Here is a 21,629-nt window from a genome sequence, read left to right on the forward strand (position 1 = left end):
GTGAGATAACCCTTTTTTCTGTTTGAGCAATAGGATCTAAGTGAGCCTGTAAGCTCGATCATCGCCATTAAATTATTTTCATATAGCTGAATCCATAAACAGAGCCGAGCGCCATTACAATGGTCCATACGGCAAGGCTGACTGCCATCCATTGAATGACGCGTTTTCGCGAAGAGCCTAATGACAAAGCTAATAAAGCCGCGATGTCGGTACCAACAATAAGGGGAGCCAGCAGGGCGAGTCCGGGAAGTCCGTAACGCTCCCAAATTTGCCTTGCTCGAGTCTCCTTTTTGGATGACGTGGTAATGCCCTTCTTCAATCTTCGATTCGTATTCCACTTCGAAAATTGTTTGAAAAAAATGCCGAGGAGCAGTACCAAAAGAAAGTTGCCTGCAAAGCCGATAATGGCTACAGCTACTGGTGACAATCCTGCTACGATGCCAAGAGGTACGACTAGAAATACATCCAACCACGGCGCTGCTGCGAGTAAAAATAAAACAATATATGGCCATATCCCATCCGTTTGCTGAATCCATTCAATCATAATGTTCCTCCAGTTATTATTTATCTAATTAGCTGAGGAAATGGTTTCGCCTTGAGTCGGCTTCATCGCATTTTCCCACTTCACATTGATGGATCGAGCAGTGAATAGATCGGGTCCGTCTGATAGCTGAAAATGCAAATGGGGCTCACTGCTGTTGCCTGAATTGCCGGTCAGACCGATGACGTCGCCTTTTTTGACCTTGTCTCCTGGATTAACTGTTGCAGAGCCTTTCTTGAGATGTGCCAGATGGCTGTATTCTCCACCGTGATCAATGACGACATTATTCCCAGCAGGTTCATTCGGATTCATTACCCCGACAGGCGCATTATCTAAAATATCATTCACTACCGATATGATTGTACCATCCGCTGGAGCAATGATTTCTTTCCCGAAGGCATAATAGCTTTCATTTTTGAGCGGGTCACCTTTATAGGAAAAATGATCCTTTGTTTGGATAAAATCGTACGCGTATCGCTGAATCTCTAGTTCATAATGATAATTTACAAGAACATTCTCGCCGCCCCAAAATACAAACCAGTCGCCTTCAAAAGGTAAAGCATATTTATGTTTGCTCAGCTTCGAATCGGTTTCAGGTGAGGAGGTTAGTTCCTGAACTTGAATGGATGTAATGACTCCGTCAGAATCAAACATTCCGAGCAGCCCCTTATTCCCCTCGTCACTCACCCATATGCGCCGGTCGTAACCATTAAGCTGTATAGTAGAGGATTTCTCGAAGCTTTGGATACCATTCGTAAACTCCTCTCCCGTCTTTTCTAAATCCGCTTCGCTTACCGCATCTTTTAAAGGCTGATTAAAACGGGCATAAATTTCCTGATACTTGCCGTCCAGCAGTGCCTTTGGCAGGTCGTCTGGCCTAAGTAATTGGTTCGTTGTCTCAGTGGGGCTCACTGTTTGCACAGCTCCTATGTTGGTGGTCACTGCTGAATTTTCTCCGCTGCAAGCGGCTAGAAGTAAAGCTAGTGAACCTGCGGCTAATGCCGATTTTGCAGTCATTGCTGTACCATATATATATTTCGTTGCTCCCTTTTTCATTTTCATCGCCTCCCGATAGTACCATTGTAGCAGCAGAGTCTTAGCTCTTATGAAACCCATCATTAACGCACTCTTAACTTTAAGAAGAGTGAATGGAAAGGAATTAAGCTTCCCTTAAGATTAGAATGATTTAAAGTGAAAAAAATCATGCTATGATGATATAAACATCAGTTGGCGGAAGGAGCTGGCACGAATGAACCATGCATCGATTTTGCTCGTTGATGATGAGCAAGCGCTACTGGAGCTTTTGCAGACGGTACTGCGCAAGGAAGGCTACATGAATATTGATACCGTGCAATCGGGTGAAGAAGCTATTGAAGCTTGTGAAGCTAAAAAATACGATTTAATTGTACTGGATGTGATGCTGCCAGGGCGCAGCGGAATTGAAATATGTCCTTTTATCCGTCAAACGACGAACGCGCCAATTTTATTTCTAACCGCTAGAACATCGGATTTCGACAAGCTGACAGGGTTTGCGATTGGAGGAGATGATTACATTACCAAACCATTTAATCCGCTGGAAGTGGTAGCCCGCATTAGGGCGCAGCTGCGGCGGTACTTTAGTTCGTCAACGGAAACGGATGCCTTAAAAAATACCTCAGAAGATTCTAACAATCGAAAATCTAACGTTTTTGATTACGGCAGATTTAAATTAGATGAGACAGCAGGTGAGCTGTTTATTGAAGGACAGGCTGTTTCATGTCCCGCGCTTGTGTTTCAGCTGCTGCTTTTTCTATGCAAAAACCCTAATCGAATATTCAGTAAAAGCGAGCTGTATGAGAAGGTTTGGGGTGAAGAGGCCTTCAGTGATGACAATACAGTCATGGTTCATATTCATCGGATAAGAGAAAGAATTGAAGCAGATCCGTCTAACCCAAAATTTATCGTTAACGTCAGAGGTATGGGCTACAAACTAGTTAAAGCGGAACAGCAGGAGCTTACTTTGCCATGAATATTAAGCGACAACTAACGCTAAAGTTCGTTCTTCAACTCGCAATAGCAGGAATAATCGTTCTTCTCATAGCTGCACTGACCTTTTATTGGATGCTGCAGCGGTTTAGCGAGATTAACATTACACGTGATTTTGCCAGTGTAGGGTTAGAACAGATGGTGGAATCCTCTAAGCTTGGCAAGAATGGCATTACGTTTGCACCAAGCTTGTTGAGGCAGGTGAAGAAAAATAACGGCTGGCTGCAAAGCTTAGATGAGAATGGAAAAGTCGCAAGTGCTTATAATACGCCAAAAGATGTTCCCAACCAATACGGACCAGGTGAATTAGTGGAACACTGGATGGGGAAGAGCGCATTTCCTTACCAGATTGCGCTATGGATACAGCAGAAGGATGGGAAGAAATTCACAATGGTCTATGGGGCTCCAAAAGTAATAGAGCCTATTTTGGAACAATTAAATGAAGTGGAATTCATTGTTTCTGAAAAGAAATTAGTCCTTCCAGATGCCTTATCAGGAAAAATAAGATCGGCGCATGCTTTTGTTCAACTGATCGATTCGGCAGGCGTGGAACTGGTCTCCTATAACAAACCCGATGCGGTACCTTCGTTATACTCCGTTCCGGAACTTGCGCTTCGTACATTGTATGGTGAAAGATACGGTTACCGGATAGCAACCTCGTATGATGCAGAAACAGGAAACACCTGGCTTGTAGGAGAGCCGAATACTGTAACGGGAGACTCGGGAGCGGGAGATTCGGGCAAAAAGAAATGGATACCGGAGGAAGCACAGGTAGTCATTATCGGGTCCATTTTCTTGTTTATCTCCTTACTGGTCTTGTTCGTTCTCCTCTCACTATGGCAGGCCCATCGCTTTGGCGCACCGATGCTGCACATGCTTGTGTGGCTCGATTCAATAGGGAAAACGGTGTATGAAGAACCTGTTGATCGTAGAGGTCTCCATCGCAGCCGAACGTCAGCAGGAAAATGGCGGCGAAGGTATCGTGTTTTTGCTGATGTGATGGTTTCTATTGAAAAGTTATCCAATGCCTTGAAGAGAGAGCAAGCGATGCGGGAGCAAACGGAAAGCCTGAGAGAAGAATGGATTGCTGGCGTTACCCATGATTTGAAGACGCCGTTATCCTCTATAACTGGTTATGCCCATTTATTAGCAGAGCCGGCATATGATTGGTCTCAGGAGGAGGTACGTAAATTTTCTGCGACAATGCTGGAAAAATCGGCTCATATGGATATGTTGATCAGCGATCTTGCTATGACGTACCGATTGAGGTCGGGAATTCTTCCTCCTGAGACGATGAAGGTTGAACTGAACGCCTGGCTTTATGAAGCGCTTGAGCAGGCTGCCGCTGATCCTGCTTATGGAAAAGAGCGCATTGTATTTCATGCTGCGCAAGATGATGTTTGGGTCCAACTGTATACGCCTTGGCTGGAGAGAGTGGTTAATAATTTAACCGCTAATTCGCTGCTTCATAACCCGCCTGATACCGTTTTGACGGTATCGCTTCTAGCGACTGAAGAAGGTGGCGGAATAACGATAAAATTCACCGATGATGGCGATGGTATGGATGAAGCTACATTAAATCGGCTTTTTGAGCGTTATTATCGCGGCACGGATACCGCATCCACCACCAACGGTTCTGGACTTGGCATGGCTATATCGAAGGGACTGATTGAAGCTATGGGTGGCAGGATTACGGTTAAAACAACACCGGGTGAAGGGACGACGATTTTGTTAATATGGGGCTGACAACGTCGACTTTCATCGAAAAAACAACAAATGAAGAAACGCTGTAAAAATAGTGAATAAATGAAAAAAATGCTAGATCATGATATATTGATGATCTAGCGTTTTTTTTAATCTACAAGAGAATGAAAAATGTAAAGATAACATATTCTTGTCAATCGAAATTATTTGCCAGGGAGGGGTAAGCATGCAGCAACAGGAAAAAGAAATACAGGAGCTTAAAGAACGATTAGTTAACGTCGAGGAAAAACTTCAACGTAAATCGAATTCTTCTAACGCTCTTAAGTTTGTACTGTGGTTCATCCTGATATTCGTCGTTCTACTGATCGCAATTGGCGTATTTCAATTTATTAGCTCTAATTCATCCTAATTTAAAATAATATTCTAACGAATAAAGCGGCGGTCAATGACGTTACTATACGTCTTTGCCCGCCGCTTTAAAGTTGTATTTAGGCTTTTTTAGTTTGAAGCCGTTTAAGTTCTTCATCCACACGAGCTTTGCGCTGCTCGAGCTGCTGATCGGAACCATATGCGCCAGCATGTAAGCTGTTGTATGAACCTTTTGTAAGCTCGCGTTGTGCTTCTAATTCCATCACCTTCTGTTCAATCCGATCGAACCCTTGTGAAGCGGAGCTTCCATGAAGGGAGTTGGAATAGCCGGTAGAGGTTGCAGTTGTCTGCTGCACGCGAGTAATGAGCTCAGCGCGTTTTCCTTGCAGCCGTGTTTTCTCTTCTTTCAATTCCTCAATGCGATAACCAAGGTCAAGTACGGCCTGTTTTGCTAGCTGCTGCAGTCTTGCTGTTTCTTCAGCTTGTTCTAGATACAGGAGCTTCGCTTCAAGCGCTGTACGCGCTTCTGCTTCACGTTCCTCAACTGCCGCTTGCTCTGCTTTACCCTCGTAATAGCTTACTTGACCGCTGAATTCACTTAGTTTAGATTGCAGCATACGATCCTGTGCTTGCTGCTGTGCTAACGCATGCTCAGTTTTGGCAATTTCCTCATCCAAATCTCTCAAATAATGATTAAGCATCATGACCGGATTTTCCATCTTGTCCAACATTTCATTTGCTGCTGCCTTTGTCATACTAACTACTCGTTGTAAAATTCCCATTGATAATCTCTCCTTAAAATTTTGTGTTTGGTTTTATTTTCATTTGCATTCGTTTATTTGATTTAGTAGTGATCGGCAAATCGAAAGTCGTTGTTAATTGCTTTTGGGATAAAGAGGGTAGCTATAAAATATGCGAGTATAACAGTTCCGAAGCTGAAGAACGCCGCAATGACAACTAACAATCTAACAATAGTGGAATCAATGCCGAGCCATTGTCCGATGCCTCCGCATAGACCTGTCAGCTTGCTGTCTGTCGTTGATCGAAATAATTTTTTCATATACAGTCATCCTTTCGTGTAGCTCATCTATGTCCTTATTGTAGTCTCTGGAAGATTGTTTCGTAACGGTCCTCGGGCCATTTCGGTGCTAGGCTTTAGGCGGGGACAGTCTGCGACGGGCGACGGGGCTGCGGTTATTCTTATAGCAGTTATAGGCTGTTCTTTATTAGAAATTGCAATTGGGATTGGTGGTGGTCTCAGTTGAAAATGTAAATCCATAAAAAAGCTGCCCGAGAGTCAATAGACCTTTGGGCAGCCTTATCGGGATGAACGTGTTGCTGTTAAGGTGTTAAAACCAAAGATTTACGGTTGTGGGTTGCATGTTCATTACGTAGCTAAACTGTAGAAGCGTTGCTTCTTTAAAGGAGCGGCTTAGAAATTCTATTTCTACAGGCAAACCTTCTGCTGTGTAATCAGTCGGTACCGTAATTGCTGGCTGTGAATCCTGAATAAGCGCTAAGTTGGTTATTGTTTACCGCTTTTCCGCCTTCTCGAGCGAGAGAGGCTGCTAAATTCCTTTACTCTATTCAACCAATCTACTATTATAAATTTAGATTTGAGAGATAATAATTAGTATAAATGGGAGATGGGACCAACATGAACAGATGGTTTTATTATAAAATCGGAATTTGCTTGCTGATCGTTTTTACACTGCTCCTTCCAAGCATCGGCGCTTCGTCCTCTGTCGCAGCGAATGACGCTAAGCCTGCTGCTTCCTATTTGGCAGAGCGTTGGAGCGAGAGCATCAAGGGAGGCGTAGCTGCAAATCCGGTCATCGGTGAGGACGGCACGGTGTACATCCTATCTCAGCAAGGGAAGGTTTATGCCTTTAGCCCTGCTGGCAAGCAGCTGTGGACTGCTGATGTTAGTCCTATGGATGTTACTTCTTCAGAAAGAGAAGGTCAGCTCGAAATAGGAACAGACGGGACCCTTTATGTCGGCTCAAGAGGAAATTTATATGCTTTCAACAAAGATGGCGTGAAAAAATGGGAGTATGAAACAACCTATTCAAGCTTTCAAAAGGTTGTCGTTCAACGTAACGGCTTAATCTATATTCAAGTGAGATCAAGGGACCTGCTGCTTGCCCTGCGTATGGATGGTACGAAAGCATTGGAACGGACCAATATAACAAGTTTGGTAAAGTACGCAGACACTTTAGAGGATAAGGTTTTTATTACATCTTATAAAATAGATACCAAATTTGTTGAGAACAAGCTAAGCTCCGAATGGATATCTTATGCTGAGGAATTAAATGCTAGCGGCTCATCGCGCTGGAAAGTCAATTTGAATGGATCATCTTATAATACCCCAATGACGGATAAACAAGGCAATTTAATCGTATATTTAGAGGCTTCGAAAAAAAGAGATCAATCGGGTAGTTCCCAGCTTAGTCAGGACAGAAGTCCAGGTGAGATTAAAGTGATCAGCGAGGGAGCTGTGAAAAAAAGTTACTCGCTAAGCGCAAGGTCATACGCTCCTGTTGTTTTTGATGATCAACAAAACGCTTATATTGTTACGAGAGATGCTGTCATTACTAAATTTGATACGCAAGGAAAATTGATATGGAAGCTGCAAATCGACGAAGATACTAATGTATTGGAAAACGGAACGGCCATGCAGCTGGATAAGGATGGTTCCCTTCTTTTCTACAGCTCATTGATTGGTTATGACAAGACGAAGGTTGAGAAAAACGAGCAAAGTGAATATTTTAAAAATCGCTTGCTTCGGATAAATCAAAGAGGGGAGTTGGATTCCTCTATAAAGAGCGGCCTTTATGTTAGTTCGGTTGTTTGGTTAGACAATGGAGTGAATGTAATAAATGGTTATAATAAAGTTGTTTTGTCGGATTTGAAATCAACGAAGCTAACAGAGTACAACATGAATTCCCCCATTTATTTAACGTATAGGGATACCAATACAATCTATGTTGGAACAGAGAGCGGCCGGGTAATCGCGCTTGAAATTAAACAAGCATCGAACAAGGGTGATGCGGTTTCCATCACGTTTGGGAACCTCTTTCCGTACATTGAATCAAAAAGTATATACTCGCTATTTGCAACTGTGAAGTGGGCAGATGGCAAGGAGCAAACCAATCCGCAAGGCATCGTTTATCGCAGCAGCAATGAAAAAATTGCTTATTTTGATAAACAGGGCCTTCATACGGTCGGAGCTGGTGAAGTCGAGGTGAGCGCTGAATATTTGCATTTAAAGACGACAATGAAAATTAAGGTAAACGAGCGAGCTTATATGAATGAGCCTGGGGTTACCTATAGCGCTCAGCTTGTTAAAAAATGGGGAGTGTCGCTGCTTACGCTTAATAGGAGTAATAATGAGGTATATCAGGCTCCCTTAATTTCGAATAATGGTACGGTTTATACGCTGAGCAGTCAAGGTAAGGTAGCAGCGGTCAGCTTGGAAGGAAAGCTTCAGTGGCAATACGATTTGAAGGAGCAGGTCGGGGCGAGGCCTGCAATAGGGCCGGATGGACGGCTATTTATAGGAACGAATAGCGGGTTGCTTACAGCTTTTGATCCAAGCAGCGGCAAGCAGGTTCTCCATAATATGGTGGCAGCTAATCAGCGCAATACTATGCTTGGCTGGGATCGTTCCGGTAATAGATACACAGGTTTCACAAATAATAATATTGTAAGGGATGGCAACAAACGAAGCGTTACCAGTTATCTTGAAGCATCAAATGTTTCGGATACTCGGCTTTGGTCGATATCGGTGAGTGGAGAGATCACACATTTTGAGCCAACTTTAAATGATACTGGAGACACTTTATATGTTATCACTACGGCAGATGAGTGGGTTGGTGAGAGTGCGAGTACGACTATACCTTCAGGAATAGTACAAATTCGTAGACATGGTACGCTATATGCTATTAATGCTTCATCTGGCAGCATACGCTGGAAGTATGAGCTTGGCGAGTCAGATAATACATTTTATAAACCTTTCCTTCTTCAGGATGGCACCATTGTTACAGGCAGCTCACAAGGCTCCGTAGAAGCAGTTGATAAAGACGGCAAATCGAAATGGAAGAAAAATTTGAAAGTATATGCCTATACAGGACCATTTCTAAGCGGAGAAAAGCTCGTTATATTTAAACCGGGCGAGGGTTTTGGGATGATGGAGGGAGAAGAGCTTATCCGTTTTATTAACGTAAAAAGTTATCTCGAATCCAATAACATTAATCAGCAGCAGAATGAATGGCTTCTTACTTTATCTGATTTAGGACGTCATTCCCTTGCATCCTATGATTTAGCAGGCAAGCTGAAATGGCAGCTCCCTATTGCAGGAGAAAAGACGGCAGTAAGTAAGATTAGCAACAACTTACAAGTCGCAGTTATCGATTCAGCTGGTGAATTAACCTTCTCTGATATAGAGGTTAAACATACTTCTGGACTTTTATTTTCCGATTTGAAGCTGCACTGGGCAAAAGGAGCCGTTGAGGAACTTGCTGCAGCAGGCGTTGTTGACGGTTTTCCTGATGGAACCTACCGACCTGCAGCTCAGGTAACGAGGGAACAGTTTCTGGCTATGCTTGCGAAAAAATTGAAAGTTTCTGTTAAAGCAGAAAACCTGTCATTTATTGACGTCCCCAGCACGCGCTGGTCTAGGTCATATATTGAATCGGCTGTAACACAAGGCTGGATTGACGCTTCAAAATATGGAAATCGCTTCAAGCCGGAACAGCCGATTACAAGAGAAGAGGTGGCGGTATGGACAGCAAAAGCGCTAAAGTTGATCGAAAAAACGGACGGCTTAGCTAAGATTTCTGACAAATCATCCATACAAGCATCAAACCTTGGGCTGGTGGGCGCAATAATAGATTCCGGTATTATTACTGGCTACAAGGACGGAAGCTTCAAGCCGCTCGCGACTTTGACTCGTGCAGAGGCAGTTGCTCTACTGGCACGAATGTAACAAGTTAGAGCAAAAGCACACGAAACCAGCAGCTACCTAAGATGTGTATTAGCGTATTGAAAAGTTGAATAAAAAAAGTGTGACGTAGAACGTCATAGTATGACATATTATAAAAAGATGAATAAACAAGTGTGACGTAGAACGTCATAGGCAATCTTTGAAAAGTTGAATAAGATAGTTGTGACGTAGAACGTCATAGACTGACGTCTTTTAAAAGTTGAATAAAAAAGTGTGACGTAGAACGTCCCTGGTTTTCCTCTGTACAAGAGGAGCCAAGGACGTTTTTTCATTTTGAGGAGGATGAGAGATGGAATTTGCTGAAGAACATGAGAAATGGTTGAAAAAACATTTGCGTGCAAGTAAAGGAGAGCACAAGAGCAGGCTTCAGCGGGGACATGGGCATGGCGAACGTTTGTTTTTGAAGCAAGTATGGTGGCCGATGATGGGTAGTTTTGATCATTTACATCCGGAGTATGAAGTTGTGGATTGGCGTGGGAATCCGTTTTATATTGATTTAGTTTGGCAGCGGGGAGCGACGAGGTTTGCTTTCGAAATAAAGGGTTATGGACCTCATGTTCAGAATACCGATCGAATTCGATACCGACGGGAACTAAATCGGGAAACATTCCTGCAAGTGCTTGGATACCGCGTCGTGTCCATACCTTATGACGAGCTGGAGGAAAAGCCACAACTTATTGTATCTTTGCTGCAGTCGCTGCTGGCTCCTTATTTGGTGACTCACACGCAAGTGCAAAACATGACACGCCTGGAGCGTGAGTTATTGCATTATGCGTTTAGGTCGAACAAGAACATTCGCCCTGCCGATGTGATGAAGGAGTTTCAAATTAATCGCCGCACAGCAGTCAAATATTTAAAAAGACTGTGTGACGTTGGCAAGCTGCGTCCGGTTGTATCTGGAAAAGGTATTCGTATTATCAGCTATGAGCTAATACACTCGGCTTTTAATCCTTTTTTGTAGGGAGCGGAAGTGGACGTGGAAGTAGGAGTAGGAGTAGAAGTAGAAGTAGAAGTAGAAGTAGAAGTAGAAGTAGAAGTAGAAGTGGAATTAGAAGTGACGGCTTAATATGTGTATGTGTGCATTTGTGGAGCGTATGCCATGTAAGTATGTGGAATGTGACATGTAAGTATGTGGAGTGTGACTGGATTGTATGCGAATTGTATGTATGTGGAGTGTGTCTTAATTGTATACGATTTGTGTAGGTAGAGAGGGATTGAAATGGTGTATATGGATTGTGAATGTATTGTGTGTGGGACGTGAATTTGGATTGTGCACGTAATACGAGTGAAGTGTGCATGTACCGCGCGTAAAGTTTGAATAAGTGCAGGAGTGCACCTATTTTCAATAAATGAGATGGATTTGACGAAATTAGGTGCACAAGTGCATCCATTTGAGTAAATTTTGAGAGTAGTTGGTGGAATAGGTGCATTTATGCGCTTAGATAATCCTGCTGATATGGACCGGGGAGCTCACTCAACTAATCAGCATGTAATCTCGGTTTTTTTGGTTGAAGGTAGCTGCTGGATTATGAGAGAATGTGCATTTGTTAAGTGTATTGGGTGTTGGGTAATGCGTTTGTAGAGCGTGCAAGGTGTCCGATTGGATGTGTGTTAAGTGTACAAGGAGTGCTATTAAACTATCAGTATGTTAATTGTATAGGTAGTGTGCTTTGAGTGTGTAAGTGGTTTGTGCATGTTGTGTGATTGTAGTGTGCGTGACTGGACGTGGAGTGAACATAAGCGCAGAAGTGCACTTGTTTTTATCAAATTTGGTGGAAATGACTCAAATAGGTGTAGAAGAGCATCTAGTTGAGCAGATTTGAAAGGGAGCTGGCGGAATAGGTGCAAAAGTGCGTCTTTTTGAGTGGATTGGAAAAGTAATTATCGGAATAGGTGCATTTATGCACTTAGATGACCTTCCTGATGCTGACTAGTACGCTGATTTAGCTAGCCTTCTTTGTATTCTTCTTGGCTTTTGTAAATAGTAGTAACTGGACGAGCATCAGTGTGAATATGTGAAGTGTGTTGGGAGTGGGATTATGCTTTTGTAGAGCGTGCAAGGTGCCCGATTGGATGTATGTTAAGTGTACAAGGAGTGCTATTAAACTATCAGTATGTTAATTGTATAGGTAGTGTGCTTTGAGTGTGTAAGTGGTTTGTGCATGTTGTGTGATTGTAGTGTGCGTGACTGGACCTGGAGTGAACATAAGCGCAGAAGTGCACTTGTTTTTATCAAATTTGGTGGAAATGACTCAAATAGGTGTAGAAGAGCATCTAGTTGAGCAGATTTGAAAGTGAGCTGGCGGAATAGGTGTAAAAGTGCGTCTTTTTGAGTGGATTGGAAAAGTAATTGTCGGAATAAGTGCATGTATGCACTTAGATGACCTTCCTGATGCTGACTACTACGCTGATTTAGCTAGCCTTCTTTGTATTCTTCTTGGCTTTTTTAAATAGTAGTAACTGGACGCGCAGCAGTGTGAATATGTGAAGTGTATTTGGAGTGAGAGTATGCGTTTGTAAAGTGTGCGAAGAGTGTGATTGAACATTATGGGAGTAGTGTATGTAGTGTGCTTTGAGTGTGTAAATGGTTTGCGTATGTTGTGTAATTGTAGTGTGCGAACCGGGTGCGAAGTGTAAATAAGCGCAGAAGTGCACTTGTTTATATTAAATTTGATAGAAATGATGCAAACAGGTGCAAAAGTGCATCTAGTTGAGCGGATTTGAGAGGTAGCTGGTGGAATAGGTGCAGAAATGCACTTAGATCAAGCAATTGAGGTTAACTATGTACCTAAATGAAGCTATTGAGGTTAACTATGTACCTAAATGAAGCTATAACGGTTAGCTGTGCACCTAGATCAAGCTATTACGGTTAGCTGTACACCTAAACTAAGCCATTACGGTTTAACTATTCACCTAGATGCAACTGAAGCGGGCAACACCATAGCACCCGCCCCATCCCATCCCACCCCAAGCAGACTTTTTTCAAAAAAGATCAGACTTCTAACAAAAATGATCATTCTTAAGCGCTTTCATCTGTTCTATGCTAATAAAATCCAATTAGGATCAGATTACCATGGAGGATGGGTGAAAGATGATTATGAGGAAAAAAAGCACGGTTTTCAAATTGTATGTTTGGATGATTTGTTTTGCTATTTTGAGTCAATTGGCTGTATGGCCAAGTGCGGTATCCTATGCAGAGGAAGTCGTTGAGGTAAAAACGATCGCGAGCATTCCCTCTATCGAGATGAACACAACAATAGGGAACCCGCCGATTCTTCCGCTGGAGGTACAAGCTGTATTTAGTGATGAATCCGTTGGACAAGTTCAGGTAAGCTGGGACGAAATTGATCCCTCGCAATATGCAGAGGCTGGAGCTTTTAAAGTAGAAGGCAGCGTTCAAGACACTTCCCTCAAGGCTTCCGCAGAAGTTACAGTGAGGGAGAACGATTTTACAGTATTTCTGAATGAGATTACGAGCAATGTACCAGATGGACAAAGCATCGTTTCCTACAGCAACAACTATCAGTCCATGCAGCCCGAATTGATGACTTTTATGAAAGGAAACGGGACTACATCGGTTAACAATGGGCTGACGGTAGAAATGAATTCGTTAGAAAAAAATATCGCTATTGCTGCTTGGGATAAAGGACCATGGTTGTCCGCCGGCACAATCGATGCAACGCTGCGTTACACCAGCGGGACGCAAGGCAATATCGGGTTTGTAATCGGAGCCTATAATTCTACACAAGGCTTGTCTATTCGTTATGATGCGGGTACAACTTGGGTCATTCAAAGCCCTGATGGTTCTGGCGCGTGGGAATCTTTTGAAGGACCTGAGTTGAAAATGGATACCGATTACCGGATCAAGATTGGTTATAACGGAAACAAGCTATTGGTTATCGTTGATGGCGTTACATATTACAACAAGGAAACAAATTTATTAAATCTCAAGGCTGGAATAGGTCAGGTGGCCTTGTATAAACGTTTTGCGACAGGACAAGTCATTATGAAGGATATTAACATTCAAGGCGTCGGCCAAATCGAAAAACCGTCAGATATCATCAACTATGTACAAAATTACGAAGACCCGGCATACACACCTCGTTGGTCCGGACTTAACGCTCAAGTGGTAACCGACATTACAGGCAATAAGGTATTATCGCTAAAAAAAGGCGCTAAAGAGCGAGGAGCCGATTTGGATTCTCCGCAGCTACAATCGGGTACGCTTTCATTGGATTTTAAGCTGGTCAATCCTGTTAAGCTTTCTAGCGGCCAAGGTTTTGCATTTGGCTTCAGAATGAATGAGACGGCAAGCATCTTTAGCGAAATCGGAGTCGATCCAAATCGCTGGTTGCCTGAATCCAGCTCTGGTTGGGGCAGCAATTTAAATATTCCTTATCCGATTCAGGGGAAATGGAACAATCTATTGTTCAATTTTAATGGAAAAACAATTACGGTCTATATGAACAAAAAGCTAGTTGGCGATATTACATTTGCTGATTTTACCGATGCGGCTGGCTTTTTTGGACTTCGAATTAGAAGTACAGTAGAGCTGTATATCGACAACCTGCAGTATACGAATCAAATCATTACCCCAAAGGAATTGGTGCAATACAGCAACAACTTCCAGGATGGCATTACGGGAGGGTGGAGCAGCGGCTCTTCATCCATCGTCAAAGAAGGCAGCAATCGCTTCTTGAAGTTGTCCGGCATCACGGGCACCGTATTGAATAACGATGCTCCACTCCTACAGAGCGCAACCTATATGCTGGATGTGAAACCTACGACGGATGCAATTGGTTTTGCTATAGGCAGCAGCTCTTTGGTGAAATTTGCGAACGACCGCTGGATTTTGGAGAAGGATGGCAGCACTATTCCTTTTGTAGCAAGTGACGCTGTTTCATCGAGCCCATTACTTATGAGTTGGAATAAGGTCGGATTACAATATAGCGACTCTTCGGTCACACTAAGTATAAATGGAGCTAAGTTGACTGCGAATCTACCTTCCGGGCAGCAATTCGGTGAAGGTTCGTTCGGAGTATACGGGCAAGGTGACTTGTATGTGGACAACATTTTGTTCACGGAGGAATTTATCCAAATGGATACTTCCCCTGTAGCAAGCAAGATGTATTATGAACAATATTATGAGACAGCTTCAAGCATGAACTGGACAGGACTCGGCGGCAGTCAAGTCGTCGATGGTTATTTGAAGGGAAGCATCGCTTCGGGATCAGTTGCGATAAATGAAGATATCGTACCCGTGAAAAACGGCGTATACCAGGTCAAGATGAGGACAAATGCTTCGTCCGCAGGAGTTAAAACCGGTAATGCAGCCATTTATTACGAAGGTCAAGGAAAATGGATGTATCAACCTAGCGGTGGAGAGAAAATAGCTATTGGAGACAGCGTTGAAATTGTACCTGGCAAAGATTTTATTTTGCGGGTGCGGTTGATCGAAAATGAGTTGAATCTTTATGTGAATGGCATTTTGGCGGGCACTGTTCAAACGAAAAACTTCACCCCGGGAGCGTTTGGAATTTATAATCCCGGAAATGATGTGATGCAAGTTGAGCTGGATGCGATGACCGCAGAAGAAATCAGAATTTATGAGCCTGACTTCTCCACGCCTAACTGGAGCGCGATGGATTCAAGCAGTCCGGCCGTGCTGGAAAGCGGTGAAGGCAGCGTTAAATTAAGGCTGCCGGGCGTATCGCTCGTTACCGATAATAACAGTCCAGACGTTGTCGATCAGAAAGTAACCTTTGATTTCAAGACGAGTGTAGGCGCTGGGGCGGATGGAGGGCGCTATGGATTTATTTTGAGAGGATATGACGATAACCGCTACGTATCTATCGTTCATGACATCAATGGAACTTGGAAGCTTTCCGCAAACGGCAACGATTCCAACTTCCCTACTGCATATTCCATGGCGGCTGAAACTGTGTATAAAATCGAATTGAATCTGATCGGCAACACAGTTACTTTCGCTATTACTGATGCTGATGGCAACAGAACGGATATGGGCGCGGTTACGGATAATACGGTGACCTCAGGGGCTGGGAAATTTGGAGTGCGATCGTGGTATAGCGCCAAAGAAATGACGATTGCCAATCTCAAAGTGGTTGAACAGGAGTCCATGCCAAGGCTTCAGCTTGCGGCGGAGCTTGATTCGATCACCAAAAACGATATGACTGTTACGCTGAATAAGGGTTTTCCGAGTATTTTTTCTTATCAGGTCGGCAACAAGACGATGAAAGCAGCAGACGAGCAAACCAATACATTACAAATTAACAATACGGAGTATACAGCTCAGACGGTTTCGCAAAAGGTAGGCGAAAGCAAATATGCCTATACGATGGCTTTTGACGAAATTGGCGTGGTGATTAAGGCTTTCATAGAAGCAAAAGAAAATAATGTTGTTCGATTCGAAGTGAGCGAAATTCAAGAAAAAAGTGATTTTGTTGTCAGATCTCTCGAATTGAACAGTTCACTCTTCTATGTAGATAGCTCAATGAAAGGCGCGACGTATGCTTGGAACAAGTCTGACGGCAAGTGGCACGGGATTACGGAAGAGCTGGTTGACGACATGTCCAAAATGAATCAAACCGGTTCATTCGGCGCAACGATGACGATGGTGAGCGCAGAAGGACTGGGCGCGTCTATGGAAAATAACGTGATGAGCGGCGGCAATAAGATACTCGTTAACGCCGAGAAAAAGTCCCTTGTAAACAAGCTTACGGTAAAACCAGGATCGTGGACTTATCGTCATACCCAGAGCAATGAAAAGGAAGCGCTGCCGTGGTATAACGTTGTTCTTACAGAGGATCGCAATTCTGATGGAAAGGTAGACTGGCAGGATGCGGCTGTGGCTTATCGTAAAGAAATATACGTGCAGCCGTTCGGCGCCGAAGACATGAAAAACAATATGATGTACATTGCGTTCAACTTCGCCAGTCAGGCAAATGATCCGTTCCTGAACGCTTTGGACACCGGTAAAGTGCTGTACAATTATTCCGACGGCTTTGGACAAATGATTTTGGAAAAAGGTTATCAGGCGGAAGGGCATGACGATGATATTCCTTCTTATTCCAACATTGGGGTGAGACAGGGCGGATTAGCCGATTTTAACTACTTGATTGACGAAGGGGCCAAATATAACCTTCGCGTCGGCGTTCATTTAAACGCCACAGAATACCATCTTGATGCAAACGAGCTGAACTATTCCAATCTGACAGGCGCTACGCCAAACGGATATAAACAGGATCGGCTATCAAAAGGTTGGGATTGGATCGATACGAGCTACTATGTAGATCAGACAAAGGATGTTTTGAGCGGTGATCTGAAGTCACGATTTACAAACTTGTACAATCTCACCAAAGATCCAGCAAACCCGAATGACCCAGCTTTGGATTTTTATTATATCGATGTATACACAGGCAATGATTACAACGCTTATAAATTGCTGCAGTATGCGAATGGCTTGGGGTTGAAAGTAGGAACAGAATTTGCGGGGCCGATTGAGCCCGGATCGGTATTTGTCCATTGGGGAACGGATTTGGGTTATCCGAACCAAGGGAACAAAAGCATTCTTTACCGATTGGTTAAAAATGACCTCGATATTTTCGTCGGCAACGCGCTGTTTAAAGGCCAGAAAATCCCGGTCGTAGCGACTTGGGGTGATTCGAAGCCAGATATTCAACAGGGTGTAACCGTGTTTTTCAATGAAGTGCTTCCGACAAAATTTATGCAGCATTATGGCGTCATGAAATATGAGACGGATCAAGTGACTTTTGAACAAAATGTTGTATCCAAACGAAATAAAGCAAGCAACAAGATTGAACTTTCCAAAGACGGGAAAGTCATCTCTTCTTGGAAAGATACCGGAACAACGACAGATACAGCCGAGCGTCATACGAGCGAAGCAGACTCCTTGATCCCGTGGCTGTGGGATGTGAAGACCAACCAGCCTCTAGGAATAAACGAAGGAGCTAAATTGTACCACTGGAATACGACCGGTAATACGACGACTTGGCAGCTGACAAATGATTTTAAAGACGTTGCATCGTTTAACATGTATGAATTAACACAGCAAGGCAAGGTGCTTGTAGATACGATTGCTGCGGTGGATGGATCGCTAACGATTGCGAAGGCAAGCAAAAATACGCCTTATGTTCTATACCCTGCGACAGCAGACGCTTTAAACCTGATTCCTTCTGCAGGTGAATGGGGAGAAGGCAGTCTGATTAAGGATTTTGCTTTCAATTCGGAGAAATTTAATGTTGAAGGATCATGGACAGTTAATGATACGGCCAATGCTTCCATTAAGGTCGTTCAAGGTGATGTTGGATACGACACGACAAAAGAGATGGTAAGGTCCAACTGGAACCGCTATGCGGAAATTGGAAGCCGTGCCGGTGAGTTGTCTCAGCAAATTACTGGATTGATTCCGGGAGGAGAGTATACGGTTGGTGTATGGACTCAAACCGTTAAAGGAAGAAAATCCTCTTTACAGATAACCATGAACGGCAAAACGTACAGCAATTATGTAACAGGCTTGGACGGTTCACATCAAAGCTCATTTAAATATGTGGACACAACTTGGCAGAGAATGAATGTGAAATTTAAGGTGCCAGATGGCACGACAACGGCAACAATCAAGTTAATCGCAGATGCTGGAGCTGGCACTGTGCTATTCGATGATGCCCGAATTTGGAAGCATCTGACGTCGGGAAGCGGTGCTGAACAAGCTGGTTACGTCGTGAAGGAAGATTTTGAGAATGTGTATGAGGGCTGGGGGCCTTTCGAGTATGGAGGCGGCAGTCGAATGATTCATATCGCATCGGATCAGAGCAACCCGCATGACAACAATCCGATTGTTCAGGCAGCTGACCAAAAAATCGGTCCTGTCATGACTTGGGTATTGAATGGTCAGAATTCATTAAAGCTGAACGAAACTGACGTTGGAAGACTGATCAAATCAAATGAGTCTGACATTAAATTAAAAGCGAATAAGACGTATGAGCTTGGCTTTGCTTATACGATGGAAAATGGGGTTACCTACGAGGTCAGCGTGTTGTCTCGTTCGACCGGCGCTGCCGTGTTGAAGGAAACGCTGCAAAACAAGCCTAATTCGGGGATTAAGGCAGAGGATGGCTACATCCGCTATAGCCAAACCTTCACCACTGGGGCCCAAGACGATTATCAGGTCGTGTTCAAAATGATAGCCAAAGGCGCAGGTAATGCGACTTCTGATTATGCTTTCATATTGGACGAATTCTATATCAAAAGTACGGGCGTTGACTATGCGAAGGAGCTGCTGCTGCAAGCAATTAAAGATGCACAAGGGCTTAAAGAAGCAGAGTATACTCCTGTGACATGGGCGACTGTTGCCGCGACTCTGCAAAGCGCTATCGAAGTAAGCAGCAATGCTGAAGCGACAATAGAAATGATTGAATCGGCGAGGATAGCTTTGGATAAGGCTGTGAGCGAGCTGGAGACTCATGTCATCGCTATTGTAAGCTTGCAGGCAGTGTCAGTGACCACTACGGTTGGTAAGGCGCCGGTGCTGCCTCAGACTGTGAGGGCTGTTTACAGTGACAAATCGGTTAAAGATCTTTCGGTCGTCTGGAATGAGATCAAAGCTTCCGATTATGCGCAAACGGGCACTTTTGAAGTAGAAGGCACGGTTGCAGGTACCACGCTAAAAGCGATCGCTACGGTACAAGTGCAGGCGGACAACAGCGGACCGGGTACAAATCCAGGGACAGATCCAGGTACAGGGACGAATCCTGGAACAGGCACTGATCCAGGCACAGGTACAGATCCGGGAGCGGGAACTAAAGTCACTTTCCAAGATACAGCCAGCCATTGGGCAAGAAAAGAGATTGAAGCTCTTGCAGCCACAGGCATACTAACTGGCGTATCAGAGAACAAGTTTAACCCTAATGCGTCCATTACTCGCGCTGAAATCGCGGCTATGTTCACTCGGGGATTCAATCTCGAAGCAAGCACTTCTCAATCGTTTGAAGATGTGCGTGGGGACAAGTGGTACAACAATGTGATATCTGCTGCATCGGAATCGGGATTGCTGCAAGGAACAGGAGGCAATCGATTCGAGCCCGACCGTTCCCTTACCCGTGAGGAGATGGCTGTCATTATCACGCGAGTGCTGCAAATGAAAGGCAAGCTGCCTACTCTTGCGACATCCGAAGCTGCCATTTTAGCAAGCTTTAAAGACGAAGATCAAGCAGCCGCTTGGTCCAGAAATGCGCTGGCTATTTGTATCCAAGCAGGCTTGTTGAAAGGCATGCCGGATCAAACGCTCAAAGCCAACAAAGAGCTGACTAGAGCGGAAGCGGCGATTGTACTGAGCAGATTGTTCGACTATTTGAAATAGATTTAAAGTTGTTAGAGGACTAGTGGCTTTCTCTACATTTTGAATGAGCTGTCCTAGAAATAGTCGGTACGCTTTGAATTTTTAAAAATAGCGATATAGGGAGTTATTCCTGTATCGCTATTTTTCTATTCTGATCCATGGCTGCTTGCTTAAGCAAGTAGCGGGCAATCAAACGCCGCTCGACCCATTGGATGACATTCTGACAGCCGATAAGCGGGAGACGGAACTCAGGAATCCATGGATTCTGTAGCCCCTGTAGTAGCCCCTTAAAGCCCTCAAAGCCCTCAGAACACCCCGAAACCCCGAAACCTCGAAACCTCGAACCCCCGAACCCCCGAACCCCCGAACCCCCGAACCCCCGAACCCCCGAACCCCCGAACCCCCGAACCCCCGAACCCCCGAACCCCCGAACCCCCGAACCCCCGAACCTTCGGAACTGCTAGAACCCCTGAAACCCCTTTTTGTGAAGGTGGTGTGCTGGGAATGTGAGTGAACCGATTGTGGAGTGTGAATAAGTGCAGTAGTGCACTTGTTTTTAATAAATGAGATGTAAATGACGAAAATAGGTGCACAAGTGCATCTATTTGAGCAGTTTTGAAAAGTAGCTGGTGGAATAAGTGTATTTATGCGCTTAAATGCTGCTGCTAATCGGAGTGTGCTCACTAAACTAACTAATTTATATTCTTGGTATCTGTAAGGAGTGGCGATTGGATGTGTGGGTGTGCATTTGTGAAATGTGTAAAGAAATGCAAATGGACTGTATATATGGATAGTGAAGGTAGAGTGATTAGAGCGTGCTTGAACCGAACTTGGAGTGAAAATAAGCGCAGAAGTACACTTGTTTTTAATAAATGAGATGGATTTCACGTAAATAGGTGCACATGTGCATGTATTTGAGCAGTTTTGAAAAGTAGTTGGTTAACTAAGTAGACTTATGCGCTTAGATGCCTCGATGCTGCTGCTAATCGGGGGTGTAGCCACTTAACTAGCTAGTTTTATATTTTTGGCATCAGTAAGGAGTGGCGACTGGATCTGTGGGGCGTGCATTTGTGAAGTATGTAAGGAGTGCCAGTAGACTGTATATGTATTGTGAAGGCAGTGTGATTAGTGTGTGAGTGAACCGAACGTAGAGTGGAAATAAGCGCAGAAGTGCACTTGTTTTTAATAAATGTGCGGGAAATGACGAGAATAGGTGCACAAGTGCATCTATTTGTGCATTTTTGAAAAGTAGTTGGAGGAATAGGTGTATTTATGCTCTTAGATGTCGCGATGCTGCTGCTAAGAGGTGTATGCTGACTAAACTAGCCAGTTTTACATTCTTGAAATTTGTTGGGAATAACGGCTGGTTACGTGAGAGAGCGTGCTTTTGTGAAGTGTGTAAGAATTGCGATTGGACTGTATGTGAATAGTGTAGGTAGAGTGTTGGTGGTGTGATTAGAGTGTGCTTGAACCGATCGTAGAGTGTAAATAAGAGCAGAAGTGCACTTGTTTTTAATAAATGAAATGGAAATGAAAAAATAGGTGCATAAGTGCATCTATTTGAGTAGTTTTGAAAAGTAGTTGGTGGAATAAGTGTAATTATGCACTTA

General features: G+C 43.9%; 10 protein-coding genes. 6 read left to right on the top strand and 4 right to left on the bottom strand.

Annotated elements, in window-relative coordinates; genetic code table 11:
• Nucleotides 1-67: 67 nt before the first annotated feature.
• Nucleotides 68-544: a small multi-drug export protein gene (locus AC0VYE_RS06590; RefSeq protein ID WP_475446857.1), complete on the bottom strand. Its 477-nt coding sequence runs from the start codon at nucleotides 542-544 to the stop codon at nucleotides 68-70.
• Nucleotides 545-568: 24 nt separating this feature from the next.
• Entirely contained in the window at nucleotides 569-1,597 is a 1,029-nt protein-coding gene (locus AC0VYE_RS06595; protein ID WP_475446859.1) for a peptidoglycan DD-metalloendopeptidase family protein, read from the bottom strand.
• A gap of 193 nt (nucleotides 1,598-1,790) precedes the next feature.
• On the opposite strand from AC0VYE_RS06595, the gene AC0VYE_RS06600 reads away from it, so the two are divergent.
• From AC0VYE_RS06600 to AC0VYE_RS06610, 3 genes are all read left to right on the top strand, one after another.
• A complete protein-coding gene (locus tag AC0VYE_RS06600) occupies nucleotides 1,791-2,549 on the top strand; it encodes a response regulator transcription factor (RefSeq protein ID WP_076271807.1) in 759 nt (252 codons plus the stop codon).
• Nucleotides 2,546-4,312: a sensor histidine kinase gene (locus AC0VYE_RS06605; RefSeq protein WP_475446861.1), complete on the top strand. Its 1,767-nt coding sequence runs from the start codon at nucleotides 2,546-2,548 to the stop codon at nucleotides 4,310-4,312. Before AC0VYE_RS06600 ends, AC0VYE_RS06605 begins: the two co-directional genes overlap by 4 nt.
• A gap of 184 nt (nucleotides 4,313-4,496) precedes the next feature.
• On the top strand, nucleotides 4,497-4,679 hold the full coding sequence (locus AC0VYE_RS06610; RefSeq protein ID WP_475446863.1) for a hypothetical protein: 183 nt from the start codon (nucleotides 4,497-4,499) through the stop codon (nucleotides 4,677-4,679).
• Nucleotides 4,680-4,758: 79 nt separating this feature from the next.
• Here AC0VYE_RS06610 and AC0VYE_RS06615 read toward each other — a convergent pair whose 3' ends face one another.
• Both AC0VYE_RS06615 and AC0VYE_RS06620 read right to left on the bottom strand, forming a co-directional pair.
• Nucleotides 4,759-5,421 (bottom strand): PspA/IM30 family protein, encoded by a 663-nt coding sequence (locus tag AC0VYE_RS06615; RefSeq protein ID WP_475446865.1) that lies wholly within the window; start codon nucleotides 5,419-5,421, stop codon nucleotides 4,759-4,761.
• 62 nt (nucleotides 5,422-5,483) lie between these two features.
• The gene (locus AC0VYE_RS06620) at nucleotides 5,484-5,699 is read right to left on the bottom strand and encodes a PspC domain-containing protein (protein WP_076271803.1); all 216 of its coding nucleotides are present in this window, start codon (nucleotides 5,697-5,699) and stop codon (nucleotides 5,484-5,486) included.
• 597 nt (nucleotides 5,700-6,296) lie between these two features.
• Between AC0VYE_RS06620 and AC0VYE_RS06625 the strand changes: the two genes are divergently transcribed.
• The 3 genes from AC0VYE_RS06625 (at nucleotide 6,297) to AC0VYE_RS06635 (ending at nucleotide 20,040) form a co-directional block, all read left to right on the top strand.
• Nucleotides 6,297-9,626 carry an outer membrane protein assembly factor BamB family protein gene (locus AC0VYE_RS06625; protein ID WP_475446868.1) on the top strand — a complete coding sequence of 1,110 codons (3,330 nt, stop codon included), beginning with the start codon at nucleotides 6,297-6,299 and terminating at the stop codon, nucleotides 9,624-9,626.
• 307 nt (nucleotides 9,627-9,933) lie between these two features.
• On the top strand, nucleotides 9,934-10,605 hold the full coding sequence (locus tag AC0VYE_RS06630) for a hypothetical protein (RefSeq protein WP_475446870.1): 672 nt from the start codon (nucleotides 9,934-9,936) through the stop codon (nucleotides 10,603-10,605).
• Nucleotides 10,606-12,735: 2,130 nt separating this feature from the next.
• Nucleotides 12,736-20,040, top strand: a complete 7,305-nt coding sequence (locus AC0VYE_RS06635) for an endo-alpha-N-acetylgalactosaminidase family protein (RefSeq protein ID WP_475446872.1) — start codon at nucleotides 12,736-12,738, stop codon at nucleotides 20,038-20,040.
• Nucleotides 20,041-21,629 lie beyond the last annotated feature (1,589 nt).

The organism is Pristimantibacillus sp. Z349TD_6, from assembly GCF_056173205.1.